At 69.7% G+C, this 26,801-nt stretch carries 20 protein-coding genes; 4 read left to right on the forward strand and 16 right to left on the reverse strand.

What is annotated here, in order from left to right:
• The first annotated feature begins 260 nt into the window (after nt 1-260).
• Nucleotides 261-1,427: a hypothetical protein gene (locus ACFVYE_RS03210; protein ID WP_389603815.1), complete on the forward strand. Its 1,167-nt coding sequence runs from the start codon at nt 261-263 to the stop codon at nt 1,425-1,427.
• Between the two features lie 66 nt (nt 1,428-1,493).
• Here the strand turns inward: ACFVYE_RS03210 and ACFVYE_RS03215 are convergent, their stop codons facing one another.
• The 10 genes from ACFVYE_RS03215 to ACFVYE_RS03260 all read right to left on the reverse strand — a co-directional run bounded on the left by ACFVYE_RS03215 (nt 1,494) and on the right by ACFVYE_RS03260 (nt 16,143).
• Nucleotides 1,494-3,476, reverse strand: a complete 1,983-nt coding sequence (locus ACFVYE_RS03215) for a glycosyltransferase (protein WP_389603817.1) — start codon at nt 3,474-3,476, stop codon at nt 1,494-1,496.
• Nucleotides 3,473-5,032, reverse strand: a complete 1,560-nt coding sequence (locus tag ACFVYE_RS03220) for a stealth family protein (protein WP_383960822.1) — start codon at nt 5,030-5,032, stop codon at nt 3,473-3,475. The genes ACFVYE_RS03215 and ACFVYE_RS03220 overlap by 4 nt, the downstream gene beginning before the upstream one ends.
• 170 nt (nt 5,033-5,202) lie before the next feature.
• Entirely contained in the window at nt 5,203-6,225 is a 1,023-nt protein-coding gene (locus ACFVYE_RS03225) for a Gfo/Idh/MocA family oxidoreductase (protein WP_383960819.1), read from the reverse strand.
• Nucleotides 6,222-7,349, reverse strand: coding sequence for a DegT/DnrJ/EryC1/StrS family aminotransferase (locus ACFVYE_RS03230; RefSeq protein WP_389603819.1), 1,128 nt, complete (start codon nt 7,347-7,349; stop codon nt 6,222-6,224). Before ACFVYE_RS03230 ends, ACFVYE_RS03225 begins: the two co-directional genes overlap by 4 nt.
• Nucleotides 7,350-7,358: 9 nt before the next feature.
• Nucleotides 7,359-9,098: a stealth family protein gene (locus ACFVYE_RS03235; RefSeq protein WP_389603821.1), complete on the reverse strand. Its 1,740-nt coding sequence runs from the start codon at nt 9,096-9,098 to the stop codon at nt 7,359-7,361.
• Nucleotides 9,099-9,487: 389 nt separating this feature from the next.
• Entirely contained in the window at nt 9,488-11,626 is a 2,139-nt protein-coding gene (locus ACFVYE_RS03240) for a 3-hydroxyacyl-CoA dehydrogenase NAD-binding domain-containing protein (RefSeq protein ID WP_383960812.1), read from the reverse strand.
• Nucleotides 11,623-12,852 (reverse strand): thiolase family protein, encoded by a 1,230-nt coding sequence (locus ACFVYE_RS03245; RefSeq protein WP_383960809.1) that lies wholly within the window; start codon nt 12,850-12,852, stop codon nt 11,623-11,625. The genes ACFVYE_RS03240 and ACFVYE_RS03245 overlap by 4 nt, the downstream gene beginning before the upstream one ends.
• 326 nt (nt 12,853-13,178) lie before the next feature.
• On the reverse strand, nt 13,179-14,453 hold the full coding sequence (locus tag ACFVYE_RS03250) for an HRDC domain-containing protein (protein WP_383960806.1): 1,275 nt from the start codon (nt 14,451-14,453) through the stop codon (nt 13,179-13,181).
• A 117-nt stretch (nt 14,454-14,570) separates the two neighbouring features.
• Nucleotides 14,571-15,233 (reverse strand): response regulator transcription factor, encoded by a 663-nt coding sequence (locus ACFVYE_RS03255; RefSeq protein WP_093899280.1) that lies wholly within the window; start codon nt 15,231-15,233, stop codon nt 14,571-14,573.
• Between the two features lie 250 nt (nt 15,234-15,483).
• Nucleotides 15,484-16,143 carry a DUF3000 domain-containing protein gene (locus ACFVYE_RS03260; RefSeq protein ID WP_383960803.1) on the reverse strand — a complete coding sequence of 220 codons (660 nt, stop codon included), beginning with the start codon at nt 16,141-16,143 and terminating at the stop codon, nt 15,484-15,486.
• A gap of 91 nt (nt 16,144-16,234) precedes the next feature.
• Between ACFVYE_RS03260 and hemE the strand changes: the two genes are divergently transcribed.
• Nucleotides 16,235-17,308 carry a uroporphyrinogen decarboxylase gene (gene hemE / locus ACFVYE_RS03265; RefSeq protein WP_383960800.1) on the forward strand — a complete coding sequence of 358 codons (1,074 nt, stop codon included), beginning with the start codon at nt 16,235-16,237 and terminating at the stop codon, nt 17,306-17,308.
• A gap of 28 nt (nt 17,309-17,336) precedes the next feature.
• On the opposite strand, the gene ACFVYE_RS03270 is transcribed toward hemE, so the two are convergent.
• Nucleotides 17,337-18,725 (reverse strand): FAD-dependent oxidoreductase, encoded by a 1,389-nt coding sequence (locus tag ACFVYE_RS03270; protein WP_389603824.1) that lies wholly within the window; start codon nt 18,723-18,725, stop codon nt 17,337-17,339.
• A 37-nt stretch (nt 18,726-18,762) separates the two neighbouring features.
• Entirely contained in the window at nt 18,763-19,743 is a 981-nt protein-coding gene (locus ACFVYE_RS03275; protein WP_383960794.1) for a DUF4349 domain-containing protein, read from the reverse strand.
• Nucleotides 19,744-19,870: 127 nt separating this feature from the next.
• Here ACFVYE_RS03275 and hemG point away from each other — a divergent pair, with 127 nt between their 5' ends.
• Both hemG and hemQ read left to right on the forward strand, forming a co-directional pair.
• The gene (gene hemG / locus ACFVYE_RS03280) at nt 19,871-21,358 is read left to right on the forward strand and encodes a protoporphyrinogen oxidase (protein ID WP_389603826.1); all 1,488 of its coding nucleotides are present in this window, start codon (nt 19,871-19,873) and stop codon (nt 21,356-21,358) included.
• A gap of 4 nt (nt 21,359-21,362) precedes the next feature.
• Entirely contained in the window at nt 21,363-22,076 is a 714-nt protein-coding gene (gene hemQ / locus ACFVYE_RS03285) for a hydrogen peroxide-dependent heme synthase (RefSeq protein ID WP_383960788.1), read from the forward strand.
• A 335-nt stretch (nt 22,077-22,411) separates the two neighbouring features.
• On the opposite strand, the gene ACFVYE_RS03290 is transcribed toward hemQ, so the two are convergent.
• The 4 genes from ACFVYE_RS03290 to ACFVYE_RS03305 form a co-directional block, all read right to left on the reverse strand.
• Entirely contained in the window at nt 22,412-22,954 is a 543-nt protein-coding gene (locus ACFVYE_RS03290) for a DoxX family protein (RefSeq protein ID WP_383960855.1), read from the reverse strand.
• 538 nt (nt 22,955-23,492) lie between these two features.
• Nucleotides 23,493-24,284, reverse strand: coding sequence for a TIGR04222 domain-containing membrane protein (locus ACFVYE_RS03295; protein WP_383960785.1), 792 nt, complete (start codon nt 24,282-24,284; stop codon nt 23,493-23,495).
• Nucleotides 24,285-24,381: 97 nt separating this feature from the next.
• Complete coding sequence (locus ACFVYE_RS03300; protein ID WP_389603828.1) at nt 24,382-25,419, reverse strand: TIGR04222 domain-containing membrane protein; 1,038 nt, start codon at nt 25,417-25,419, stop codon at nt 24,382-24,384.
• Between the two features lie 5 nt (nt 25,420-25,424).
• A complete protein-coding gene (locus ACFVYE_RS03305; protein WP_389603830.1) occupies nt 25,425-26,732 on the reverse strand; it encodes a DUF692 domain-containing protein in 1,308 nt (435 codons plus the stop codon).
• Nucleotides 26,733-26,801: the final 69 nt, after the last annotated feature.

Raw genomic sequence — 26,801 nt, forward strand, 5'->3', positions numbered from 1 at the left:
GAGGAGAGGAATGGATAACGGGCGGGCCATATGTGCCGAAGTCGCTCCGTGGGGTACCGCGCTTCTGCCCGGGCATGATTCGTGCCTCAAAGTCGCATTGTGCGACAGGAATCCCCCAGAAATCGCCCCCTGTCGAGTAGTATTGTGACATCAGTTGTTGCTGCTATGGCGAAACTGGACGCTCGACAGAGACACTTGGGACTCCGACCAACGCCGTTCGGCACCGGAGAAAGCATTCAGTGGAGAACGGTCGGGGAACGATGAGTTTGCGTACTGGGCGTAGGCGTGCCGCAGTTCGTTCCGGGAGGGGCCCTGCCGACCCGGCCCAGCGGGCCGCGGCGGCACCGGAGGCACTGGCGGCAGCACCGCCGAGGGCCGGCTGGCTGATATCCGCGCCGGACGGCCGTCTCACCGCGTACGCCCCGGCCCGGACCGGAGGTGTCATCCGCTGGACCGAGACGCCCGAGGGCCGTGACGGCTGGACAGCAGCCGAATTCCTGCTTCCCGACGACCGTATGCTTCCGTACCTCTCCGTGGCGCACGGCTCGACGGGCTTCGTCGACCTGTTCGGCCTGCGGCGCAAGGGCGACAGCCCCCAGGCGCCCGTCGAGATCGTGTACGCCTCCCAGTACCAGACCGGCCGTCCGATGACGGGCTGGCACACGATCGGCAATCCGCATGCCAAGGACGCCGAGCAGGCTGCGGCCATCGGCGCGCCCGTCGCCGTTGTCGACGGCAGCGACGCACTCCATGTCTTCGTCCGCAATGCCTTCGGGGGCGTGTCCACCCGCAGGCGTGACCCCGCAGGTGTGTGGGGCAAGTGGACTGCCATGCCGTGCAAGCGGGTACGGGAGGGTCTGTCCGCCGTCGTCACACGCTCCGGTCGCATCGAACTCTTCATGCCCGCGGACAAGGGTGTGTACGTCTGGCGTCAGGAAGCCCCGGGGGGTCCGTTGGACCGCGCCCCGAACCTGGTCTTCATCGCCCGGGCCGACACGGCCGGCGGCACCGAGTCCTACGAGGGCAGGATCACTCACTACTGGCGTGATGAGGAGTCCGGCGAAGTAGTCGCCTACCGCCTGCCGGCAGCGGGCGCCCCGGATGCCCCGCCCGCCCCGCTGGGCGGGCACTCGGGCCGCGGTCCCCTCGCCCTCACCCGGTGCCTCGTCGACGGCTACGACTGCACCGTGCTGGCCCAGAGGGAGGAGACGGGCACTCTTGCCCTCACCGCCTACCCGACGGAGCTGGAATCCGCCGGAGCCTGGTGGGCGGACACCCGCGAACCCTGCGAGGGCACACCGGCGCTCACCCTGGATCGGAATGGGCGGCTGGTCGTCGCGGTCATCGGCCGGGACGGCCGGATGAACGTCACCAGGCAGCGCACCGACCAGCAGGGAATGGCGTTGGAGGGCTGGCTCCGGCTGTGAGCCGCTGCTGGTGATCCGTGTTCGGCGCCTTTGGCCCGCTGTTCCGGTCATGCCCACGTTCCGCCGTCACCCGGCCTTCTCGGAGACCCGGACGGACAGTTCCGTACCAGCCGTGTAGTACGGCTTCACCATGACCGGCTGACCCTCATCGGTGGGTACGACCATGGTGGGATAAGCGAACACACTCTTCACGTCCACCACGTCCGTCAGGAAGCGGCCCAGTCGCGCCACGACCGGGTCGTGGCGCCGGCCGACCCACAGGTCCCACAGTTCGTGCCGGGACACCAGATGCTCGGACAGATCGGATGCGGGCAGCGAGAAGGAGAAGTCGGCGCCGCCGGAGGAGACACCGGGCAGCCAGAAACCCGATTCTTCGACACCGCGTCTGCGCATCAGCAACAGGGGCTCCGCAGTGCCGAAGTCGCAGCCGTAGAGCGATCCCCGCAGATGCATGACTCCTTGGTCGACCCAGACCTCGGTCGCCTCGGCGTGACGGTCCCGGGTCCAGGTACGCAGCGCGAGATGGCCACTCTCGGAGGCGTAGGGAAGCTGCACCACGGTGTACTCGGGTCCGGTGGCCACCGGACCGAAGCCACGCAGATCCAGGGTTCCGGGCCGCACCTTCGCCGGCTTGCCCTCCCCGCTGTCCAGATGGACGTCCCAGCGGCCCTCCGTGAGGACATCGGGGCCCGGTGGGACGATGGCCTCGTACTGATGAGGAGCGGGCCCCTCGGCAGGCAGCAGCGGCAGCGTGACGGGCGGTTCGTTGCGCGCCGCCTTCCGCTTGCGCAGCACCAATTGGAGGTCGCTGCGGCCGTCCCGCACACCTTCCAGGCGCAGATTGATCAGTCCGCTCTCCGTCAACGCGCAGGAGACGGTGACCTCGGCGGCGGGACGGGTCTCCCGGCGGGTCCGGCGGGCCATTCTGATGACATTCTCGAACCGCCCCGCCGAGACCTCCGGACCGTAGGCACGGGCATCCTCCCGCGCCTGGCGGCCCAGCGCGACGCGTGCCGGGTCGTCATCGATCAGGCGCAGCAGCGCGGCGGCGAACGCATCGACGTCGTCCACCGGTGTGAGCAGGCCGTTGATCTCATGGCGAACGATCTCCTGTGGCCCGCCCGGGCAGGCGGTGGAGACGACAGGGACTCCGCACCGCATGGCCTCGGCAAGCGCCAGACCGAAGGACTCCCGGTCCGACGTCACGGCGGCGATGGCGGCTGCGGCCCACTGAGCCTCCAGCCGAGGCTCCTCCATCATGAGGAACACATGGTTGTACAGGTCCAGTTCGGCCACCAGGGCCCTGAGCTGACCGTACTCCGGACCGGTCCCGAAGATCCGCAACTGCCAGTCCGGATGGTGCCCCACGACCCGCGCGAACGCCTGGATGAGCAGGTCGAAGCGCTTCTCCGGAACCAGCCGCCCGGCAGCCATCACCACCCGGGACCGTCCGTCGGCGGGGCGCACCCGAGGATCGGGAACACAGTCCGGATGGGCGTAGACCGCGATATCGCCCGCCAGCCCCGCCCGGGTGATCGCCATCGCCTCGTCGGTGCTCGGCACCACAACCGCGTCGAGCCTTCCCAGCCCGGCCCACGCACGGCTCTGCTCCTGCGCGGACAACACGGTGCTCAACTTGTGCAACTGGCCCAGGCGCAGCGCCCGCGGCCGGCCCCAGCGCGCGACATAGGCGGCCAGTTCCAGGCTGGTGCCGACGATCACCTGCGCCTGGCTCGCCCGCAGGTGCTCCTCGACCTTGTCGTCCGTCAACTGGCTGTAGCGCCAGGACATCTCCTGCGTACGCGGAATGACCCGGGACGGAGTGAGCCTGCGCACATCCTGTTTGTCCGGACGACGGCCCTCACGCAGATCGAGCAGCGAGACGATCCGTACCCCGTGGGCGGGTGCGATGGCGGGACGGTCGAGCCAGCGGAACACCGAGACCACCCGGACCTCGTGCGTATCGGCGAGCGCGCCCGCGAGATTGAGCACGGCGCGGGTGGAGCCGTCCGCGGCGTAGGCGTTCTGAATCAGGAAATCGATCTTCATCGCGTCGCCGCGGATTTCTCGTACGGACTCGGAAGCGGAAAGTACGCCTCGAAGAAGGGGTGGATCAGCGCTTCCTGATCGGCCACATCGTCCTCGGTGGTAAAGGAATCGTTCACACAGAAGACTGCCGCGTCACGCCGCTTGAGCAACCGGTCCAGTTTCTTGGAGAGCTGGACCATCGAGAGATGGAGATAGGCGTACGGGATGGTGTCGGGCACCCCGCGCCCCGTGAAGTAGGAGTAGTACGGATACATGCAGGTGCCGACGTCGATATCGGTCCGGCTGCGGAATCGCGCGGCGGCGGTTGCCCGGAACACCTCCGCGAACTCTCGCTCCATCTCCTCCAGCACACTGCGCCGCAGCGGCACGGGGGTGTGCTTCATCGCATCGATGATGGTGCGGCCGAACCGGTCCTCCAACAGGGCTCGGACGTTCTTGCGGGCCACCTCGTGCGGCAGGTCTTCCGGCTGAACCGGTCCCATGGGGATACGGACGCTGTCCGGGTAGTACTTCGATGCCCCGTTGGGCAGAAAGAACTCGTGCGGGGTGATCGGCCGACCGACGAACACGTCGTCGTTGAAGTGGATGAAGTGCTCCGAAAGCCCCGGCACCCGGTGCAACTGGGCGCTGATGGCATGAGAGTTGAAGACCGGTAGTCGGCTGGTCTCGCGGAAGATCTCCCGGTGCGAGACCACAGTGATACCTTCGGCTGCCTCATTGAGCCATCGTGGAACCTGGTCGTCGGTGACCAGGAATACGTGCCGCACCCAGGGTGCGTACATGTGGAGCGAGCGCATCGAGTAGAGCAGCTCGTCACGGTTGATGTAGCGCCCGGCGCTCGCCGATTCCTCGTGGAAGACGTCGCCGGAAGCCTCGGCGCGGCGGCGCTGCCAGGCAGGGTCGTCGCTGTCCACCCAGGTGTAGACGACATCGATGGGGAAGGTGATCTCGTCGGCGCCGGTGCAGACGAATTCCTGTCGGGTCGGCAGCCCGCTCCGTTCCGGCTTCCGACCCCAGCGGCGCTGCTTGTGCGGCACGTCCGTCTGCGGTGGGGCAAGGCGGGAGAACCGGTGCGGCGAGACGAGGGTCATTTCGCCATGCACAGGCAGAAAGCTCGCGCCCCGGTTGATCCGTGGCGGTAGCAGCCGCCCTTCCTCCTCCCGCCAGAACTCGATGTCACAGCCGTACTCGGTGCCGTACACCAGCTCACCCGACGGATCGGCCTGGAACCAGACGGCACGCAGCACGTCGACGGTCTCCAGCCCCTGCCAGGACGCCTCGCGGGATCCAAGGTGCAGCAACTCGCTGGTGCGCTGGACGGGCACCTTGCGCTGGATGTACCCGGGGCTTCTGCTGAAGAGCGAACGCAGCGTCTGAGCGACCCGCCCCCGATCGGTGTCCCGGACGCCGATCGCGGACGAAGTGTCCTCGGTTCCGGGCACCACGAAGTGCTCGACGCCGGCCTGGGTCAGCGCCGTGGACACCAGCGACAGGTGCTGGGCGCGGACCGCGAGCGGTGTGAGACCGGGCTGCACGTGCGCCAGGCGGCGGTGCATGCCTATGGGAACCTCGTGCAACCCCGTTGGCAACGGGCGCTGCGGACGGGCGACCGCGGCATTGATCGGGTGGATCACCGAATACTCCAGTACATCAGTGCGTCCTCAAGACGCCGGAACGACTCCGTCGGGCCCGGGGCCCGCTGGACAGGACCCCGGGCGCGGGGGAGTCAGACGGAGGCCAGCCGCTGGCTGGGCGTCAGATCGACGGCGGTTCTGCTCGCGGCCGCCGAGAGTACGGCCTCGGCCACCGCGACGGTCCCGGTGGCCTGCTCCAGCGTCACGATGTCGGCCTCCTTGCCGAGCACGGCGTCACGGAAGGTCTCGTGCTCGACCAGCAGGGGTTCACGCTTGACGATCGCGTAGCGCGTGACGTCACCCTCGGAGACGCCCCGGAACTGCCGCAGTCCCTCCCACTCGGTGGGCTGCGAGCCGTTCGCGTAGAACCACAGGTCCGCGGTGAGAGTATCGGCCACAAAGCAGCCGTGCTCACCCGTCACGATGGTGACTCGCTCCTTGAGCGGGGACAGCCAGTTGACGAGATGACTGGTGACGACGCCGCCCGAGAGGTGTCCGACGAACGCCACCATGTCCTCATGAGCCCGGCCGCTGCGCGACACGGTTGCCGAACTCACCGACTCATACCGGCTGTTGGTGAGCCAAGCGGTCAGGTCGATATCGTGCGTGGCCAGGTCGTACACCACGCCGACATCCGCGATCCGGGCCGGGAAGGGGCCCTGACGGCGTGTCACCACCTGGTAGATGTCTCCGAGTTCGCCCAGATCCAGACGGCCGCGCAGCTCGCGGAGGGCCGGGTTGAAGCGCTCGATATGGCCGACGCCGGCTACCAGGCCGCGTTCCTCGAAGGCCCGGCTGATCGTCTCGGCCGACTGCACCGAGGGGGCGATCGGCTTCTCGATGAGAACGTGGATGCCGCGTTCGGCCAGATCGAGAGCGACCTCTTCGTGCAGGGCCGTGGGGCAGGCGACGACTGCGTAGTCGATCCCTTCGGCCGCGAGCTCGGCCACCGAGCGCACTACGGGCACGCCCGAGGGGGCGCTGCTCGGGGCGGCCACCGGGTCCGCCACGGCGACGAGTTCGACGCCCTCCAGACCATGCATGACTCGGGCGTGGTTCCGGCCCATGGAGCCGAGACCGACCAGTCCCGCCCGCAGCGGCTTCTGCGTGCTCATGCCTGGCCTCCCACGACCTCGTTGACGGTGGCCGTCAGGCGGTCGAGCTCCTGCGAGGTGAGCATCGGATGGACGGGTATGGAGAGCGCCTCCGCAGCGGCCCGCTCGGTCTCGGGCAGATCGCCGGCAGCGTATCCGAGCACCTTCTCGCCGGTCTCGAACGGCGCCAGACGGTGCACCGGAGTGGGGTAGTAGACGGCGTTGCCGATGCCCCGCTCCTGCAGTTCGCGGGATACCGCGTCGCGGTGCTTGCTGCTCTCGGTACCTACCCGGATCGTGTACTGGTGATAGACGTGCTCCGCCCCTTCCGCGACCGGTGGGGTGACGACCCCGCGCAGGCCGTCGTCGAGTGCGGCCGCGTTGGCCCGACGCTGCTGCGTCCAGGTGTCGAGACTGCGCAGCTGTACGCGGCCGATCGCGGCGGCGACATCGGTCATCCGGACATTGAATCCGACGATCTCGTTGGCGTACCGCTGCTCCATGCCTTGGTTGCGCAGCAGACGGAGGGTCCGGGCGACCGTGGCGTCGCCCGTGGTGACCATGCCGCCTTCGAGGCTGTGCATGTTCTTGGTCGGGTAGAAGCTGAAGCAGGCGGCCGCGCCGAATGCGCCCACCGGCGTGCCGTCCAGCGAGGCGCTGTGGGCCTGTGCCGCGTCCTCGACGATCGCGAGACCGTGCCGCTCGGCCAGCGCGGTGAACCGGCCCATGGCGGCCGGATGTCCGTAGAGGTGCACGGGCATGATCGCCGCCGTGCGCGGGGTGATTGCGGCCTCGGCCGCCTCTGGGGAGAGACAGAAGCTGTCGCGCTCGATGTCCGCGAAGACCGGGGTCGCGCCGATCAGGCGGACGGCGTTGGCGGTTGCCGCGAAGGTGAAGGACGGGACGATCACTTCATCGCCGGGACCGATGCCGAGCGCCATCAGCGACAGGTGCAGCGCACTGGTGCCGGAGTTGACCGCGACGCAGTGCCGACCGTCGACGAACTTCGAGAACTCCTCCTCGAATGCGGCGACCTCGGGGCCCTGGGCGACCATGCCGCTGCGCAGTACGCGCACGGCGGCCTCGATCTCGTCCTCTCCGATCACCGGAGCTGCTGCGCGGATCACGCGCTGGTCATTGGTCATCGTTCCACTTCACAAGGGTCGGGGTGCTGGGTGTGGCTCAATGCGGCCGGTGTCCAACCGGTTCGCGGCAGGCTGCGGCGAGCCCGGTCCGGGTCGCTCGTAGGGGCTGGCTACGGGGAAATAGCTCTCCAGGAAGGTCTTCAGCATCGACGTGCGGGCCTCCGCCGTGTCGGGGTCGTCCACCGTGTCGTTGATGCAGAAGGTGTGGTAATCGCGCTGGGCGAGCAGGCGGTTCAGATGTCGTCCAGTGTTCGGGGCGGCTAGATCCAGGTAGGTGTAGCGGATCTTTCCCGTCACGGAACGGCTCGTCTGCTGCCCGTAGTAGTGGTGCAGCGAGGAGGTGATCGACAGGTCGCTGGAACTGCGAAACCGCGAGTGCTGGGTCAGCCGGTGCTCGGCCGCATACCGTTCTTCGATCTCCTGGAGGACGTCGCGGCGCAGCGAGTGCGGCACATGCTTCATCTTCCTTGTCAGTACCCGGTCGAAGGTCCCGGCTATGACGACGCGGTTGTTCTTCGCGGCGATCTCCGACGGCGGATCCTGCGGTGAGGGCGGGGTCATCGGGACGAGCGCGTTGGAGGGAAAGTACTTCGAGAGTCCATTGGCATGGAAGAACTCGCCCGGGGTGACGCTGCGGCCGAGGAAGACGTCGTCGTTGAAGTACAGGAAGTGGTCGGAGAGGCCGGGAATGTGGTGCAGCTGGCTCTCGATGGCGTGCGAGTTGAAGGTCGGCAGCGCGGTGGCGTCGGTGAAGATGTCGCGGTGGTGGACGACCTTCACGCCGGGGTGATCGCTGTTCAGCCAGGCCGGCACCTGACCGTCCGTCACCAGGTAGATGGTGCGCAGCCAGGGGGCGAACTGGTGCAGTGAACGCAGGGAGTAGCGCAGTTCGTCGCGGCTGGTGAAGCGTGCGGCGCTGATGGCCTGCTCGTGGTAGTCGGTACGGCCCAGGGCGGTGGCCCTGCGGCGGATCCACTCCGGGTCGGCTCCGTCCACCCAGGTGTAGACGGCGTCCACCGGGAAGGTGACTTCGTCCGGAAGGGAGAGCGTGAACTCCGGCCGGGTATCCACCTGCGGTGGGGTGCCCACAGCGCCGCTGATCGGTCCGGTGAAGTGGCTGACCGGTACCTGCACGGCACTTTCGGCGGCGACCACGGCCGTGGCGGTGAGGTTGGGGACGGGGGCGAGCAACAGTCCCTTGTCCTCGGCCCAGAACTCGATGACGCAGGCATGGTTGGGCCCCAGCGTCCAATGTCCTGCGGGGTCGGTGAGCAGCCACCAGATACGCAGAATCGTTTCCTCGCCGAGCTGCGACCAGGAGCCTCGCTGATCCGCGTGCAGCGGGCGCCCCCCCGTCGCGCCGCCCGCGAGCAGCGCACCTTCGGCGACCGGGCTCACTCGCAGCGCTCGTTCGGCCCGGGCTCGTTCGCTCGCGGGGACCGCGACGGCGGTCATCGTGACGGAATTGCCGCGCACGCAGAAGTGCGGGATGCCGTGGCGCTCCAGGACTTCGCAGACGCGCAGGAGGTTGGTGGCCCGGGCGACGGAGGCTGTCAGACCTTCGGTGATCTCGGCGGCCCGTACCTTGCGTCCGGACCAGACCAGTCGTACGCCGACCCGACGTGCGTCCCGGCGGAGCCGCTTGCTGAGTCGCAGGGTCAGGTGCTTGCGCAGGCCGCGCCAGGCGCCGCCCAGGCCCGCGAGACACTGCTGCAGAAACAGTCGGCTGTCCGCCGGCAGGATTCGCACGAGTCGCCGTCTCAGCGCATGCGGCAGGAGACGCCTGTAAAGGCGCACCAGTGTAGAGGCCTCGGGATTGCCCATCGCTCGACTACCTCATGCTCCCCCGCTCTGCCTCTAGCTGAGCGACCACTACCGGTGACAGCGACACGCTCATCTGCTCGATCCGGCGGAGTGTGGGGGTGGACATCCACCGTTCATTGCTGCCGAGTGAAACAAACGTGTCGTAGGGGTGAAGATTAACAAGAAACTAAGGTTGAGTCTGCAAGGAAAAGGTTCCGATCCGGCTACGTTCCGGACTTTTAGTACGCGAAAGCGGGCCGTACGAGAGATTCGTACGGCCCGCCATGGTCTCGCTTGTGCGTTTTTTGTGAAGGTGTGTCAGCTATTCGGCCGCACTATGCCGGAACGCTCGCCACGCCCTGCGCCAGGAACTTCTTGCCGTTCACCCGCTCCGAGACGCCCTCACGGTCCAGGTACGGCGTGATGCCGCCCAGGTGGAAGGGCCAGCCCGCACCGGTGATCAGGCAGAGGTCGATGTCCTGGGCCTCGGCGACGACGCCCTCGTCCAGCATCAGACCGATCTCCTGCGCCACCGCGTCCAGGACGCGGTCGCGGACCTGCTCCTCGGACAGGACGACATCGCCCTGCTTGAGGAGTGCGGCGACCTCCGGGTCCAGCTCCGGCTTGGCCGGATTCTCGGCGGAGTAGACGTAGAAGCCGCGCTTGCCGGCCTTGACCACCGCGGCCAGGTTCTCGGAGACGGTGAAACGCTCCGGGAAGGCGCGGTTCAGGGTCTCGGAGACATGCAGACCGATGGCCGGGCCGACGAGCTCCAGGAGGACCAGCGGGGACATCGGCAGGCCGAGGGGCTCGATGGCCTTCTCGGCGACCTCGACCGGAGTGCCCTCGTCGATGACGTTCTGGATCTCGCCCATGAAGCGGGTGAGGATGCGGTTGACGACGAACGCCGGGGCGTCCTTCACCAGCACCGCGGTCTTCTTCAGCTTCCGCGCCACACCGAACGCCGTGGCCAGCGAGGCGTCGTCGGTCTGCTCGCCGCGGACGATCTCCAGCAGCGGGAGGATCGCGACCGGGTTGAAGAAGTGGAAGCCGACGACCCGCTCCGGGTGCTGCAGCTTCGACGCCATCTCGGTGACCGAGAGGGACGAGGTGTTGGTGGCGAGGATCGCGTGCGCCGGGGCGACCGCCTCGACCTCCGCGAACACCTGCTGCTTGACGCCGATCTCCTCGAAGACGGCCTCGATGATGAAGTCGGCGTCGGAGAAGCCCTCTGCCTTGTCCAGCACACCGGAGACCAGGGCCTTCAGGCGGTTGGCCTTGTCCTGGTTGATCCGGCCCTTGCCCAGTAGCTTCTCGATCTCGGCGTGGACGTAGCCCACACCCTTGTCGACGCGCTCCTGGTCGATGTCGGTCAGCACGACCGGCACCTCCAGGCGGCGCAGGAAGAGCAGCGCCAGCTGTGAGGCCATCAGACCGGCGCCGACGACGCCGACCTTGGTGACCGGGCGGGCCAGGCTCTTGTCCGGGGCACCGGCCGGGCGCTTGGCGCGCTTCTGGACCAGGTTGAAGGCGTAGATCCCGGAGCGCAGCTCGCCGCCCATGATCAGGTCCGCGAGGGCCTGGTCCTCGGCGTCGAAGCCGGCGCTCAGGTCGCCGTCCTTCGCCGCGGCGATGATCTCCAGCGCGCGGTACGCGGCCGGGGCGGCGCCGTGCACCTTGGAGTCGGCGATCGCCTTGCCGCGGGCGACGGCCTGGTCCCAGGCGTCACCGCGGTCGACCTCGGGGCGCTCCACCGTGACCGTGCCGTTCAGCACGTCCGCCGTCCAGATCAGCGACTGCTCCAGGAAGTCCGCACCCTCGAAGAGGGCATCGGCGATCCCGAGCTCGAAGACCTGCTTGCCCTTGAGCTGACGGTTCTGGTTCAGCGAGTTCTCGATGATGACGGAGACCGCGCGGTCGGCGCCGATCAGGTTCGGCAGCAGGGCGCAGCCGCCCCAGCCGGGGACCAGACCGAGGAAGACCTCGGGCAGCGAGAACGCGGGCAGCGCCTTGGAGACGGTGCGGTACGAGCAGTGCAGACCGACCTCGACACCGCCGCCCATCGCCGCGCCGTTGTAGTACGCGAACGTCGGGACCGCGAGGCCGGACAGACGCCGGAAGACGTCGTGGCCGCCCTTGCCGATGGCGAGCGCGTCGTCGTGCTTCTTCAGCAGCTCGACGCCCTTGAGGTCGGCGCCGACGGCGAAGATGAACGGCTTGCCGGTGATACCGATACCGGTGATCGCACCCTCGGCGGCCTCCTTCTCGACCTGGTCGATGGCGGCGTTCAGGTTCGCCAGCGACTGCGGTCCGAAGGTGGTCGGCTTGGTGTGGTCCAGGCCGTTGTCCAGCGTGATGAGGGCGAACCTGCCCGCGCCCGCCGGCAGGTCGAGGTGGCGCACGTGCGCCTGCGTGACGACCTCGCCCGGGAACAGCTCGGCCGCACCCTTCAGAAGCTCAGTGGTGGAGCTCACTTGTTGCCTCCGTCTGCCTTGTCGAAGTGCGGGTTCTCCCAGATGACCGTCGCGCCCATGCCGAAGCCGACGCACATGGTGGTCAGGCCGTAGCGGACCTGCGGCTGCTCCTCGAACTGGCGGGCCAGCTGCGTCATCAGACGCACACCGGACGAGGCCAGCGGGTGGCCGTACGCAATGGCGCCGCCGTACTGGTTGACGCGCGCGTCGTCGTCGGCGATGCCGTAGTGGTCGAGGAAGGCGAGCACCTGGACGGCGAACGCCTCGTTGATCTCGAACAGGCCGATGTCACCGATCGACAGACCGGCCTTGGCGAGAGCCTTCTCCGTCGCGGGGATCGGACCGTAGCCCATGACCTCCGGCTCGACACCGGCGAAGGCGTACGAGACGAGGCGCATCTTGACCGGGAGACCGAGCTCGCGGGCGACGTCCTCGGCGGCGAGCAGCGAGGCGGTGGCGCCGTCGTTGAGCCCCGCGGCGTTACCGGCGGTGACCCGGCCGTGGGCGCGGAACGGGGTCTTCAGACCGGCCAGGGACTCCAGCGTGGTGCCCGGACGCATCGGCTCGTCGGCGGTGACCAGGCCCCAGCCCGTCTCGCCGGCCTCGGCGTTGGTGCGGCGCACGGAGACCGGCACCAGGTCCTGCTGGATCTTGCCGTTGGCGTACGCCTTGGCGGCCTTCTCCTGCGAGCGGACCGCGTACTCGTCGGCGCGGAGCTTGGTGATCTGCGGGTACCGGTCGTGCAGGTTCTCCGCGGTCATGCCCATGAACAGGGCGGACTCGTCGACCAGCTTCTCCGATACGAAGCGCGGGTTCGGGTCCACGCCCTCGCCCATCGGGTGGCGGCCCATGTGCTCGACACCACCGGCGACGACGACGTCGTACGCGCCGAAGGCGATGGAACCGGCCGTCGAGGTGACGGCGGTCAGGGCGCCCGCACACATGCGGTCGATGGAGTAACCGGGGACGGACTGCGGCAGACCGGCCAGGATTCCGGCGGTGCGGCCCAGCGTCAGACCCTGGTCGCCGATCTGGGTGGTCGCGGCGATGGCGACCTCGTCGATCTTCGCGGGGTCCAGGTCCGGGTTGCGGCGCAGCAGCTCCCGGATGGCCTTCACGACGAGATCGTCGGCGCGGGTCTCGTGGTAGATGCCCTTCGGGCCCGCTTTGCCGAACGGGGTGCGGACGCCGTCGACGAAGACGACGTCCCGGATGGTACGAGGCACGGTGGCTCTCCTCCAGGGTGCGGGATGGCACTGCTGCGGGGCACGCCCACAGGCGCGCCGCTCCCCTCATGCTACTTGCGGGTAACCAGACTGCCCAGCCCCTGTGGCGGGAGCGGCGAAGGTCACATGCGGTCGGGGCGGTCGCGAGGGCCGTTTCGGCCTCGAACGCCGGACGGGCCGGCGGCGGACTGCCGGACGTGTCGGGGCCGCGCCGGAAACGGCAATCGCCGGACGGGGCGGCGAAAGCAGCCCGTCCGGCGATTGGGGACAGGGGGTGGCCGGAGGCCGCGCAACCTGGCGTGATTACGACCCTCAGAGGCGAGCCCTCAGGCCGCCGACATCAGCGCTCGGACCAGAAGTGGGGTCACCTGTTCGATCTGCCAGTGCCGCGCGCCGTACCCGGTGAGCACGGACTCGATCGCGTCCGCGGTCGGATTCTTCGGCGGCTCCCAGCAGACCCGGCGCACCGTGTCCGGGGTGATCAGGTTCTCCTGCGGCATGTGGAGCCGCTCGGCGAGCTCCGACACCGCGGCACGGGCGGCCGAGAGCCGGGCCGCTGCCGCCGGGTCCTTGTCCGCCCAGGCACGGGGCGGCGGCGGACCTGCGAGGGTCTGGCCGGGCTGGGGGAGCTCGGCGTCCGGCAGTGCCTTGGCCCGGTCGATGGCCGCCTGCCACTGCTCCAGCTGACGCCGGCCCATGCGGTGGCCGAAGCCCGGCAGGGCGGTCAGCGCCTGGACGTTCGGCGGGAGCGAGAGGGCCGCCTCGACGATCGCGGCGTCACCGAGGACCTTGCCGGGCGAGATGTCACGGCGCTGCGCGACCTGATCACGGGCGTTCCACAGCTCCCGTACCACCGCCATCTGACGGCGGCGGCGGACCTTGTGCATGCCGGAGGTGCGGCGCCACGGGTCCTTGCGCGGGGGAGCGGGCGGCGCGGAGGCGATCGCGTCGAACTCCTCCCGCGCCCACTCCAGCTTGCCCTGCCGGTCGAGCTCGTCCTCCAGGGCGTTGCGCAGATCGATCAGCAGCTCGACGTCGAGCGCCGCATAACGCAGCCAGGGGTCGGGCAGCGGACGGGTCGACCAGTCGACGGCGGAGTGGCCCTTCTCCAGTGAGTACCCGAGCACGCTCTCGACCATGGCGCCGAGGCCGACCCGCGGGAAGCCGGCCAGCCGTCCGGCCAGCTCGGTGTCGAAGAGCCCGGTGGGAGTCATCCCTATTTCACGCAGACAGGGCAGGTCCTGAGTGGCGGCGTGCAGGATCCACTCGCTGCCGCTCAGGGCGTCGCCGAGCCCCGACAGATCGGGGCAGCCGACAGGGTCGATCAGTGCGCTGCCCGCGCCGTCGCGGCGCAGCTGCACGAGGTAGGCGCGCTGGCCGTAGCGGTAGCCGGAGGCGCGCTCGGCATCGACGGCCACCGGGCCGGAGCCCGTGGCGAAGGCGGCGATCACCCGGGCGAGGGCGTCGTCGGATGCCACCACCGGGGGAATGCCCTCTCGAGGTTCGAGCAAGGGGATCGGCGCCGGGGCGACGTCGTCCGGGGGGGCGCCCCCGGTGGTTCGCAGTGAAGTGTCTGCTGCGGTCTCTTGGGCGTCGGTCACGTGTCAAGGGTATCTGTGTATGTACGGCGCCCGTCGACGGAACGTTCCGTCGACGGGCGCTGATGAATGTAATCCAGCCGGTGCGTATGGCTGTGTGTACTTGCCGGGGTGCGGGGGTCAGTGGATGATGCCCGTTCGCAGGGCGACGGCGACCATTCCTGCGCGGTCTCCGGTGCCGAGCTTGCGGGCGATTCGGGCGAGGTGGCTCTTGACGGTCAGGGCGGACAGGCCCATGGAGACGCCGATGGCCTTGTTGGACTGGCCTTCGGCGACCAGCCGGAGGACCTCGACCTCGCGGCCGGACAGTTCGCGGTAGCCGCCCGGGTGGCTCGGGGTGCCGGGGGGCCGGCGGTGCATACGGGCGGCAGTGGCGCCGATGGGAGCGACGCCGGGACGGGTGGGGTGGCCGATATTGGTTCGGGTGCCGGTGACGACGTAGCCCTTCACGCCGCCCGCGAGGGCGTTGCGTACGGCGCCGATGTCATCGGCGGCGGAGAGGGCGAGGCCGTTCGGCCAGCCGGCGGCTCGGGTCTCGGACAACAGGGTCAGCCCGGAACCGTCGGGCAGGTGGACGTCGGCTACGCAGATGTCGCGTGGATTGCCGACGCGGGGACGGGCCTCCGCGATGGACGACGCCTCGATGACGTCACGTACTCCGAGTGCCCACAGATGGCGGGTGACGGTGGAACGGACGCGCGGGTCGGCCACGACGACCATGGCCGTCGGCTTGTTCGGGCGGTAGGCGACCAGGCTTGCGGGCTGCTCTAGGAGAACGGACACCAGGCCTCCTGGGGAGTGGCGGGACGGGCCGGCTCGGGGATGAAGCCGGGGCGAACCGTGCTTGAAGGGTCATTGACCTCTTCGGCAGCAGACCCGTCCTCCTTTAGAGGAAGATCACTATTTGGTGAGTAACAATTCGGACAAATCGGACATGTGATCGATTGTACGAAAAGAATGCCGGTGACTTTGCGATGGTTGTGACGCAGCGTTACCGGCAAGGGGAAGGGTTCGGGACGGATTCAGGACAGGTTCAGGGAACCTGGGGGCCGCGCCGCTGGGGGAGTGTCACCACCGCGGCATCGGCGGGGCCGGACGGTGGCAGGCCGGCGATCTGACACAGCAGATCGCCCCACGCCATCAGATGCGCCGCCGTGTCCGGCACCCCGCCACGGCCCTCGCGCGGTGTCCACGACGCCCGGATCTCGATCTGCGTCGCCGGGCGTCTTGTGGCCAGCGCACCGAAGTAGTGCGACCCTGCCCGGGTCACCGTGCCGCTCGCCTCCCCGTACGACAGACCGCGCGCCTCCAGCGCACCGGTCAGCCATGACCAGCACACCTCCGGCAACAGCGGATCGGAGGCCATCTCCGGCTCCAGCTCGGCTCGTACCAGCGTCACCAGGCGGAAGGTGCCCTGCCAGGTGTCGTGCCCGGCCGGATCGTGGAGCAGTACGAGGCGGCCGTCGGCGAGATCGTCCTCGCCGTCCACGACCGCGGCCTCCAGGGCGTACGCGTACGGAGCGAGCCGCTTGGGCGGCCGCGTCGGCTCCACTTCCAGCTCGGGACGCAGTCGCGCCGAGTGCAACGCGTCCACTGCCGACCGGAACGCGGGCGGGACGGAACCACCCTCCGCGCTGTCCTTGCTGTCAGCGCCATCGGTTTGATCGGAGAACTGTCCCTGAGCCGGAGCCATGCGGGGAAGAGTAGGCGGAACCGGAGCCTCGCGCAGGGAGGGACACCCGCGCGGGCCCGGCTGCTTGCGGCTTCGTGCGAAGATTCTGTGTGTGAGTGACAACGACCGCCCCATGGGCCAGCAGACGAAGACATCCGCCACCCATGAGTCGGCGTTCCTGAAGGCATGCCGCCGCGAGCCCGTACCGCACACGCCGGTCTGGTTCATGCGCCAGGCAGGACGTTCGCTGCCGGAGTACCTGAAGGTGCGCGAGGGCATCCCGATGCTCGACTCCTGCACGATGCCGGAGCTGGTCGCGGAGATCACGATGCAGCCCGTCCGTCGCCACAAGGTCGACGCCGCGGTCTACTTCAGCGACATCGTCGTACCGCTCAAGGCCATCGGGATCGACCTCGACATCAAGCCCGGGGTCGGCCCGGTCATCGCCGATCCGATCCGCACCCGCGCCGATCTGGCCCGGCTGCGCGACCTCACGCCCGAGGACGTCAGTTACGTCACCGAGGCCATCGGCCTGCTCACTGCCGAACTGGGCTCCACCCCGCTCATCGGTTTCGCGGGCGCGCCCTTCACGCTCGCGAGCTACCTCGTGGAGGGCGGACCGTCCCGCAACCACGAGCACACCAAGGCCCTGATGTACGGCGACCCGCAGCTCTGGGCGGATCTGCTCGACCGGCTCGCCGAGATCACCGGCGCCTTCCTCAAGGTCCAGATCGAGGCCGGTGCCTCGGCCGTCCAGCTCTTCGACTCCTGGGTGGGCGCGCTGGCCCCCGCCGACTACCGGCGTTCGGTGCTCCCCGCCTCGGCGAAGGTCTTCGAGGCCGTCGCCCCGTACGGGGTCCCGCGCATCCACTTCGGTGTCGGCACCGGCGAACTCCTCGGCCTGATGGGCGAGGCAGGCGCGGATGTCGTCGGCGTCGACTGGCGGGTTCCCATGGACGAGGCCGCGCGCCGCGTCGGCCCCGGCAAGGCGCTCCAGGGCAACCTCGACCCCGCGGTGCTGTTCGCGCCGACGGCGACGGTGGAGGAGAAGGCCCAGGAGGTACTGGACGCGGCCGCCGGTCTCGAGGGCCATGTCTTCAACCTGGGCCACGGCGTCATGCCGTCGATGGACCCGGACGCACTGACGCGGCTCGTGGAGTACGTGCACGAACGGACCGCGCGCTGAGCGGCAGAGGACACCGGGCACCGCGCACTCAGGCGGTGCCCGCCCGCCGCAGTACCGTCACCGTCTTGCGGGCCGCCACCAGGACGGGGTCCCAGACCGGTGAGAACGGCGGGGCGTAGCCCAGGTCCAGGGCGGTCATCTGGTCCACCGTCATCCCGGCCGTGAGCGCCACGGCCGCGATGTCCACGCGCTTGGCAGCCCCCTCCCGGCCCACGATCTGCACACCGAGGAGCCGCCCCGTGCGGTACTCCGCGAGCATCTTCACCGTCATGGGCTGCGCCCCCGGGTAGTAGCCCGCCCGGCCCGTCGACTCGATCGTCGCCGTGACGAACCGCAGGCCCACCGCGCGGGCGTCCTTCTCCCGCAGCCCGGTGCGGGCGATCTCCAGATCGCACACCTTGCTCACCGCGGTGCCCACCACCCCCGGGAACGTCCCGTAGCCGCCGCCCGCATTGGCCCCGATGATCTGGCCGTGCTTGTTGGCATGGGTGCCCAGCGCGATGTGGCGGGTACGGCCCGCCACCAGGTCGAGGACCTCGACACAGTCGCCGCCCGCATAGATGTTGTCGTGCCCGACGACCCGCATCGACAGATCGGTGAGCAGGCCGCCGTGCGGGCCCAGCGGGAGGCCGACGGCCCGCGCCAGCGTCGTCTCCGGCTCCACACCGATACCGAGCACCACCACGTCCGCCGGGTAGGAGGCGCCGCCCGCGACGACGGCGCGGACCCGGCCGTCCGGGCCGGTGCGGATCGCGGTGACCTCGGCCCGGTTGACCGTGGTGATGCCCAGGCCGTCCATCGCGTCATGGACCAGCCGCCCCATGTCGGGGTCGAGCGTCGCCATCGGCTGCTCGCCGCGGTTGAGCACGGTCACCTCGAAGCCGTGCTTCAGCATCGCCTCCGCCATCTCGACGCCGATGTAGCCCGCCCCGACGACGACCGCCCGCCTGCGCTCCGGCGCCACCCGGTCCAGCGACTCCAGCAGCGCCTGCCCGTCGTCCAGCGTCTGCACCCCGTGCACCCCGGGCGCGTCCATGCCGGGCAGCGCCGGACGCACCGGCCGGGCTCCCGTCGCGATCACCAGCTTGTCGAAGCCCGTCCAGTACGTCTCACCGGTCTCCCGGTCCAGGGCCCGCACCCGCTGCCCGGCGACATCGATCTCCGTGACCTCTGTTCGCATCCGCAGGTCGATGTCGCGGGCCCGGTGCTCCTTTGGCGTACGGGCGATGAGGTCGTCCCGCTCCGTGACGTCGCCACCGACCCAGTAGGGGATGCCGCAGGCGGAGTACGAGGTGAAATGGCCCCGCTCGAAGGCGACGATGCTCAGCTCGTCGGGACCCTTGAGCCTGCGGGCCTGGGACGCGGCGGACATGCCCGCCGCGTCACCGCCGATGACTACCAGTCGCTCCGCCGTCATGCCTGGTCCCTTCGACGCCGAGTCCGAAGGGACCACGCTACGACGCCGGGGGTGTGGACGAGGGCTCGGGCCGCTCGGGCGCCCGCGGCGCACGGCGTCGGGGCCGGCGGCCCGGGAGCAGCCGCCACAGCAGCAGAAGTACGGCGGCCGCGGCCAGGAACGGGGCCGCGGCACCCACCGCCATCGCGAGCCACCGCAGCATCGTGACGAACGCGTGCCAGCCGCCGCCGAGTGCGTCCAGGAAACCGGGGTCGTCGTCGCCGTCCTTCGCCACCGTCTCCGGCTCGGAGAGGTCGAGCGTGATCGTGGCGAGCGTGGTGCGGTCCTTCAGCGACTCCTGCTGGGCGAGCAGCGACTCCAAAGAAGCCTGACGACTGCTCAGTTCACCTTCCAGCGCGACCACATCGGTGAGCTTCTCGGCCCGGTCCATCAGCTTGCGCACCCGCGCCACGCTCGCCCGCTGGGTGGCGATCCGGCTCTCCACGTCGACCACCTGGTCGGTGACGTCCTTCGCGGACGACGTGCGCGACAACAGCTTTCCGGCGCCCGAGAGATCCCGCAGCACCGCGTCGTACTCACCCTGCGGAACACGCAGTACGAGATGTGACATTTCATGCGTGTCGTCGACCCGCTCCGTCTCCTCGCGGGCCACCAGGCCGCCCGAACCCTCCGCGACCGAGCGGGCGGCCGCGGCAGCCTTCGCCACGCTCTTCACCTCCACCGAGAGCGTGGCGGTACGGATGACATGGGTGCCGGCGGCCAGGGCGTCGGGCTTCTTCTGCTCCGCCGACGAACCACCGGCCTCCTGCGGAGCCTGTGCCGTCTTCCCGGCCGCGGCGTCCGCGGCGCCCCGCTCGTCCGCGGAGATCGCTCTCTTGTTGTCCCCGGAACTCTCGTCGCTCGCACTGTCGGCGGCGCCGCAGCCGCTCAGTGCGAGGAGGCCGGCCAGCAGCCCGGCGGCCAGGATCGTGCGCGAACGACGGCCGGATGAACGGCCAGGATGCCGGTCTGTCTGCATAACTGCTCCCCCGAGGTGGGTGGTTGATGGTGCCGGTTCGACGTGCGGGGCGGTGGTGCGGGTTGCCTGATACCGGTTTCGAAGCGGTCACGTTCAGGACTCGGAACAGGTTTGAGAGAGTGGAGGCATGCAGCGTTCAATAAACCGCGCGGACACAGGTACGGGTCATGTCGTCGTCATCGGCGGTGGCATCGCCGGTCTCGCCGCCGCCCACCGGCTCCTCGGGACCGGGCTGCGGGTCACCCTCCTCGAGGCCACCGACCGGCTCGGCGGCAAACTCATGACCGGTGACATCGCGGGTACCCGGGTCGACCTGGGCGCCGAGTCGATGCTCGCCCGGCGTCCCGAAGCCGTCGCCCTGGCGCGCGCCGTCGGGCTCGGCGACCGCCTCCAGCCGCCCGCCACCGCCACCGCATCGGTCTGGACGCGCGACGCCCTGCGACCCATGCCCAAGGGCCATGTGATGGGCGTACCCGGCGACCCGGCGGCGGTCAGCGGGGTGCTCTCCCCGGAGGGCCTCGCGCGCATCGCACAGGAGCGCGACCTCACCCCGACCACCGTCGGCGACGATGTCGCGGTCGGCGCGTACGTCGCCGACCGGCTGGGCCGCGAGGTCGTCGACCGGCTCGTGGAACCGCTGCTCGGCGGCGTGTACGCGGGCGATGCCTACCGGATCTCGATGCGTGCCGCCGTACCGCAGCTCTTCGAGGTGGTGCGGGAGGGCGGCTCGCTGCTCGACGGCGTCCGGCGCATCCAGGAGCGGGCCGCGGCCCGGCAGCAGACCGGACCGGTCTTCCAGGGCATCGACGGCGGTATCGGCACCCTGCCGTACGCGGTCGCCGACGCCGTACGCGCGGCGGGCGGGGAGATCCTGACCGCCACCCCCGTCCTCGGCCTGACCCGTACCACCGACGGCTGGGACGTCCGCACGGACACCCGGGTGATCACCGCCGACGGCATCGTGCTTGCCGCCCCGGCCTGGTCCGCCTCCACCCTGCTCGCCGCCGAGTCCCCGGCCGCCTCCGCCGAGCTCGCCGGTGTCGAGTACGCGTCGATGGCGCTCGTCACCATGGCGTTCCGCCGCTCCGAGGTGGCCGCCACCGGCGCACTCGACGGACGCTCCGGCTTCCTCGTACCGCCGGTCGACGGCCGCACCATCAAGGCCTCCACCTTCTCCACCCACAAGTGGAACTGGGTCGCCGACTCCGCCCCCGACCTGTTCGTCCTGCGCACCTCCGTCGGCCGGTACGGCGAGGAGGACCACCTGCACCGCGAGGACAGCGAGCTGGTCGACGTATCTCTGCGTGACCTCGCCGAGGCGACCGGACTGGCCGCGAAGCCCGTGGACACCGAGGTCACCCGGTGGATCGGCGGACTGCCCCAGTACCCCGTGGGCCACCTCTCCCGGGTCGCCCGGATCCGTGACGAGGTCGCCAAGCTGACCGGCCTGCGGGTCTGCGGAGCGGTCTACGACGGGGTCGGCATCCCGGCGTGCATCGCGAGCGCCCACCGTGCCGCCGACGAGATCGCCCGCGACCTCACCGGCGGGTCCGGGGAAGAGATCATCGCCACGTCGACCCTGGTTCAGGGCACACGGAGCGAGGCGGGACAATAGCCGTATGAGTGCGCCTGAGAAGATCCCCAACGCCGGCAAGAAGGCCAAGGACCTCAACGAGGTCATCCGCTACACGCTGTGGTCCGTCTTCAAGCTGCGCGATGTCCTGCCCGCGGACCGTGCCGGTTACGCCGACGAGGTCCAGGAGCTGTTCGACCAGCTCGCGGCGAAGGACATCACCGTCCGCGGCACCTACGACCTCTCCGGCCTGCGTGCCGACGCCGACATCATGATCTGGTGGCACGCCGAGACCGCGGACGAGCTGCAGGAGGCGTACAACCTCTTCCGGCGCACCAAGCTGGGCCTGGCGATGGAGCCGGTCTGGTCGAACATGGCGCTGCACCGCCCCGCCGAGTTCAACAAGTCGCACATCCCGGCGTTCCTGGCCGACGAGACGCCGCGCAACTACATCAGCGTCTACCCCTTCGTGCGCTCCTACGACTGGTACCTGCTGGCGGACGAGGACCGTCGCCGCATGCTCGCGGACCACGGCAAGATGGCCCGTGGTTACCCCGACGTCCGGGCCAACACCGTCGCCTCCTTCTCGCTCGGCGACTACGAGTGGATCCTCGCCTTCGAGGCCGACGAGCTGCACCGCATCGTCGACCTGATGCGCCACCTGCGGGCCTCCGAGGCGCGGATGCACGTCCGCGAGGAGGTCCCGTTCTACACGGGGCGCAGGAAGTCGGTTGCAGACCTGGTGGCCGGACTCGCGTAGCGAGCGGGCTCCGACCACCCCAACCCGGAAGATCAGACGACGGGCACCGGCGCGTTCCGCGCTGCCCGTCGTTCCAGCGACACCGGGTTCGGCTCCGGGTTCGCCGCAGGCTCCGACCTGCGGCGACCCCGGAACCCACAGAGAAGCACGCGGAGCACGGCTCCCATCCGCGGTGCTGTCGAAGGCGCCGAGCCCGAACGGGACAGCCGCAGCGCACAGTGCACCGCGCGACATCGTCATGTGGTCATCGCGAATACGGCGACGCATGGGCACTCACACTTCCGACCGCCGGCTGCCAACCGTCGACAGGCCCCGTCACAACCGAGGCGGCGAGCCTAGAGACTCAGCGTGATGGCGGCGCCGATGCCGCCGAGGCACAGCGCGAAGGCGGCTTCATACCAACCGCCCTTTCCCCAGCGGAACGGCCGGTCGAGAGCGAGCCGTCCGGGGCCGATGGCGGCGATGCCGAGTGCGACGGCCGTGATGCACAGGTTGTACTCCACGCCACCCTGCGTTTCCCACAGACCGTGTGCCGCGGTGACGGTCACCATGGCGTTGATCATCACGCCTATCAGGGCAGCCGCCGCCAGTGGCGTGAACAGTCCCAGCGCCAGACCGATGCCTCCCAGGAACTCGGAGCCGCCGCCGATGACGGCGTAGACCGTCCCGGGGCGGTAGCCCAGTGCGGCGAACCCCTTGCCCGTGGCGGTGAGACCGTCACCACCGAAAATTCCGAAGAGTTTCTGACAGCCGTGCCCTGCCATCAGCAGGCCGAACGTGATCCTGATGAGAAGCAGTCCGCAGTCGCCGGCGGACACTGCCGGCCGGTCCGGGACGTCGTCCGCAGACCTGGGTGAGGCGCGCAGCTGCTCAACTATGGACTTCACCGGGGGCTCTCTTCTGCTCCGAGGTCCCGGGGCGGTGCCGACCGACCACCGAGGAAACGGCAGGGCGGGTTGTTCAGTCACTTATGGCGTTTTGCAAGGCAATGCCATGTGCGGAAGACCGCGACGTTGCCGGGACACGGTCGGAACAGGAGGTCAGCTGGACTGTCGCCACCGTTCTCGCATCAGTCCGGTCGGGCCGCCGGTCATTTTCGCTATGAAATACGTGACGTCGGCTTGTCGATTTCCATCATTACTCCTTTCCCCTCTGATGCCGAGCCTGCAGCGGGGGTGTGCATGCGTTACCTGCGGGAGAAGGTGACAACCGACTGGACCGGCTGCGATGCAGGGGCAACAGCCCGTCCTGGTGCCGGCCCGTCGTGCCACTGCTGTCCCTGCTCGTCAACATCTGGCTCCACGACGAGAACTGACTGATCGTCATTGAATCGGTTGCTCTGCTGTGGAGCCGGCCTCGACCTCGTGGGGGAGGGAATGGACCTGTGCTCCCACGGGTCTCGCCGCCGGGGGAGTATCAGCTGGACGGACCGTGGACCCCGAGCGCGGCCCGCAGCGCCGGATCGTCCACGGCGCGCACGCCCCGTACGGCAATCGCCGCCAGGACGCCATGGTCCTCCGTCGCCGTGATCTCGTTCGCGGCAAGCAGTCGCTGCCCGGCAGGTGAGGCCCAGGAGCTGTACGGATGGATCTCCATCCGGGCGATGATCAGACAGCCCAGCGTCAGTGCGAGCGGCAGCCCGAACCAGACGAGCAGCGGGACCACCGGACCGTCGGCGCTGCGCTCCTGACCGGGTATCAGCAGCGCGACAGTGCCCATCGCGACCACCAGCAGAGCCGCGGCGCGCACCGCCCGGACCGCGGCGGCGACATCGGTTCCGGCGCCGCCGGGGACGGCCAGGCCCGCGGTGACGAGCCGGTCGGCCAGGGCGCGCACGGTTTCGGCGGCCGCCACGGCCGTCCGGACAGGCGGTATGGGGGACTGTCCCTGCGGACCGATGGCACGGATCACCGTGCGCTCCATCTCGTCCCGGCCCTCCGGGTCGACGACCGTCGCCCACCCGGTGTGGGCGAGCAGCAGCCGCCGTCGCAGATGCATGGCGACCAGCGCCAGATCGACCACCCGGTGCGGGCCGCCGGCCAGGAACGCGGTCTCGTACAGGGTCAGTTCAGGACCGTCCGGCACCTTCCGTGCGGAATCCGCGGATGTGTCGTGCAGCAGCCCCGTGCGGGCGGCGACGATACAGAGCCGGATGCACGAGATGGCTGCCGCACCCCATGCGACCAGCAGAAACAGTACCCAGAGCATGGCGGATTTCTATGCGAGTCGGGCGTGGAACGCCATGGCCTGTTCATCATGCGGACGGTTCGGCGGCGTGAGCCGGGCAGCGGGACACCGCCGTCGCTCAGGAGCTGCTGCCACAACTGGACCCGCCACCGCAGCTGGAACCGCTGCTGCTGGAGCAACTGGAGCCGCTCGACCCGCCGCAGCCGGACCCTGAGCTGCAACTGGACCCCGAACCGCAGCTCGACCCCGAACTGCACCCGCCGCCACCTCCGCTGCTGCCACTGCCATTGGAGCTTCCGCAGCTGCCGTTGCCCGGGCCCGTACCGGCGCACCACACCGCCGGTGCGACGAACAGGCCGGAGGAGTCCGAGGACGAGGACGAGCCCGAGCGCAGGGGCCGTCCCGCCGGGCGCATCCTGGCCGCCGCGATCAGCTGCGTCTGCAGTACGGGATCGGGGAGGGCCCGCAGTCCGTGCGTGGCCACCAGATGGGCCGGGTGCGGGTCGTACGCATGGGCGGTGCGGTACGCCTCGGCGGCCCGGCGCCCCGCCTTGGTGACCCGCCCCCGGGCGACGGCGGCGCAGACGAAGCCGATCGGGAAGCCGACCAGCAGGAAGGGGAGGACTTTGAAGATGAACGGTACGGAGAAGTCCATGTCGGCCGCGTAGTCGGACATGGACTGCACAGCCGTCATCACGACCGTGAGCGGGATGGCCAGCAGACATATCAGCCCCTGCGCGATGCCCCAGCGGAGCCACGTACGGCTCGCCGTGGGCGGGACCAGCAGACCGCGGGCCGCGAGACCGTCGCCGATCTCCTGCACCGCGGGGTGCCGCATCACCGCGTCGCGCAGGGTGTGCAGCGCGCCACTGGGCGCCATGGCGTGTTCCTGGAGCACCGCACGCTCCACCGGGTCACGGGCGTCCACCTGCTGGACGGCGACGATGCCGGGACCGCCGATGGTGAGCCGCCCGTCCGTCTGCATCGCGGTGAGCGCGGTGTCCACCACCCTGCCCGGACCACCGTTCAGGAAGGCGACTTCGAAGAGGTCGTGGGCGGGGCCGCCGGACCCGCCACGGGCACGGGTGAGCCCCACGATCAGGAGGACCGACGAGACCACGATGCCGAGATCCATCAGCACTGCGAGGGTGTTCATGACCGTCACCTTCCGACCAGGGCCGCACGGGCCGCTCGTACCAGCCGGGTGGAGCGGCGCGGCGGTCGCGCGGCGGCCCGGTCCTGCCACCAGTGGGTCAGCCGGCGCCGTGCCGCGTCGTCGGTGGGCCGGCCGGCGATCAGCAGCCCCTCGGCGAAGTCCAGCGCGTCGCGCCGGTAGCCGGCGGACATGGGACGGTTCCTGGCGTACGCGAGGAAGGCGTCCCGGTAGCCGGCGCCCAGAATCTCCGGCAGCTCGGGTGCCACTTTGGCGACGACCCCGGCGCGCTTGGCGGCCAGGGCACGGCTCTGGATCCCGAGACGGCGGCGGTCGAAGCCCTGCGGGGCGGGGGTGCCCGCGACGAGGGCGGAGAGCAACGCGGTCTGGGCGACCCCGACCCGGTCCCGCGCGGATTCCGGGGACGGACCGGGGCTCCGGGCAGGTCGCGATACGGATTCCCCGGCGTGCGCCGACGCACCGGCGCCGAGGGCAGCCGCCCGGTCCAGCGTGGCGCGGATCGTGATCAGTTCGCCCGTCAGTTCCTCGGCCGGCGGGAAGTCGTCGTCCCTTTCCAGGAGTACGCCGGGCGGGTCGACCCGGGAGCGGAGTTCGGAGAGGACGTCGAGCACGGGCTCGGTGACCGGGTGGGCGTGGGTGTCGTGCCAGACGCCGTCCTTCTCGACGCCGCCCGCCACATGTACGTACGCGATGGCCTCCACCGGCAGTTCGTCGAGCGCGGTGGCCGGGTCCTCACCGCGGTTGACGTGGTTGGTGTGCAGATTGGCGACATCGATCAGCAGCCGGACGCCGGTGCGCTCGACCAGCTCCGCCAGGAACTGCCCTTCGGTCAGCTCCTCGTCGGGCCAGGAGATCAGCGCCGCGATGTTCTCCAGTGCCAGCGGCACCGGCAGCGAGTCCTGCGCGATCCGTACGTTCTCGCACAGCACGTCCAGCGCGTCCCAGGTCCGCGGCACGGGCAGCAGATGACCCGCCTCCAGCCCCGGCGAAGCGGTGCGCGGCCCCCCGGCCCGTACGAACGCGATGTGCTCGGTGACCAGCGGCGTGGAGAGCAGCTCGGCCCGGGCGGCGAGATCCGCGAGCCGGCCGGCGTCGGGACGCTCCGCCCCGCCGAGGCCGAGCGAGACGCCGTGCGGGACGACGGTGACACCGCGTGCCCTGAGCCGCACCAGCGAATCGGGCAGATGGTCGGTGCAGATGTTCTCCGCGACCGCCTCCACCCAGTCGATCCCCGCCAGCGCCTCGACGGACTCTGCGATCTCCGGCCGCCAGCCGATGCCGATTCCCAGCTTCATGTCGTCCCCCTCCTCCACTCCGTGCAGGGCTAATGGCCCTCGTGGGCGGTGGCGAATCCGAAGAGGGGG

This window comes from Streptomyces sp. NPDC058239, assembly GCF_042882185.1.
GTDB lineage: Bacteria > Actinomycetota > Actinomycetes > Streptomycetales > Streptomycetaceae > Streptomyces.

Coding starts and splice junctions, on each gene's coding strand:
- ACFVYE_RS03210 (WP_389603815.1), top strand. CDS start 261: ATGAGTTTGCGTACTGGGCGTAGGCGTGCCGCAGTTCGTTCCGGGAGG.
- ACFVYE_RS03215 (WP_389603817.1), bottom strand. CDS start 3,476: ATGAAGATCGATTTCCTGATTCAGAACGCCTACGCCGCGGACGGCTCC.
- ACFVYE_RS03220 (WP_383960822.1), bottom strand. CDS start 5,032: ATGCACCGCCGCCTGGCGCACGTGCAGCCCGGTCTCACACCGCTCGCG.
- ACFVYE_RS03225 (WP_383960819.1), bottom strand. CDS start 6,225: ATGAGCACGCAGAAGCCGCTGCGGGCGGGACTGGTCGGTCTCGGCTCC.
- ACFVYE_RS03230 (WP_389603819.1), bottom strand. CDS start 7,349: ATGACCAATGACCAGCGCGTGATCCGCGCAGCAGCTCCGGTGATCGGA.
- ACFVYE_RS03260 (WP_383960803.1), bottom strand. CDS start 16,143: ATGGCTCCGGCTCAGGGACAGTTCTCCGATCAAACCGATGGCGCTGAC.
- ACFVYE_RS03270 (WP_389603824.1), bottom strand. CDS start 18,725: ATGACGGCGGAGCGACTGGTAGTCATCGGCGGTGACGCGGCGGGCATG.
- ACFVYE_RS03275 (WP_383960794.1), bottom strand. CDS start 19,743: ATGCAGACAGACCGGCATCCTGGCCGTTCATCCGGCCGTCGTTCGCGC.
- hemG (WP_389603826.1), top strand. CDS start 19,871: ATGCAGCGTTCAATAAACCGCGCGGACACAGGTACGGGTCATGTCGTC.
- hemQ (WP_383960788.1), top strand. CDS start 21,363: ATGAGTGCGCCTGAGAAGATCCCCAACGCCGGCAAGAAGGCCAAGGAC.
- ACFVYE_RS03295 (WP_383960785.1), bottom strand. CDS start 24,284: ATGCTCTGGGTACTGTTTCTGCTGGTCGCATGGGGTGCGGCAGCCATC.
- ACFVYE_RS03300 (WP_389603828.1), bottom strand. CDS start 25,419: ATGAACACCCTCGCAGTGCTGATGGATCTCGGCATCGTGGTCTCGTCG.
- ACFVYE_RS03305 (WP_389603830.1), bottom strand. CDS start 26,732: ATGAAGCTGGGAATCGGCATCGGCTGGCGGCCGGAGATCGCAGAGTCC.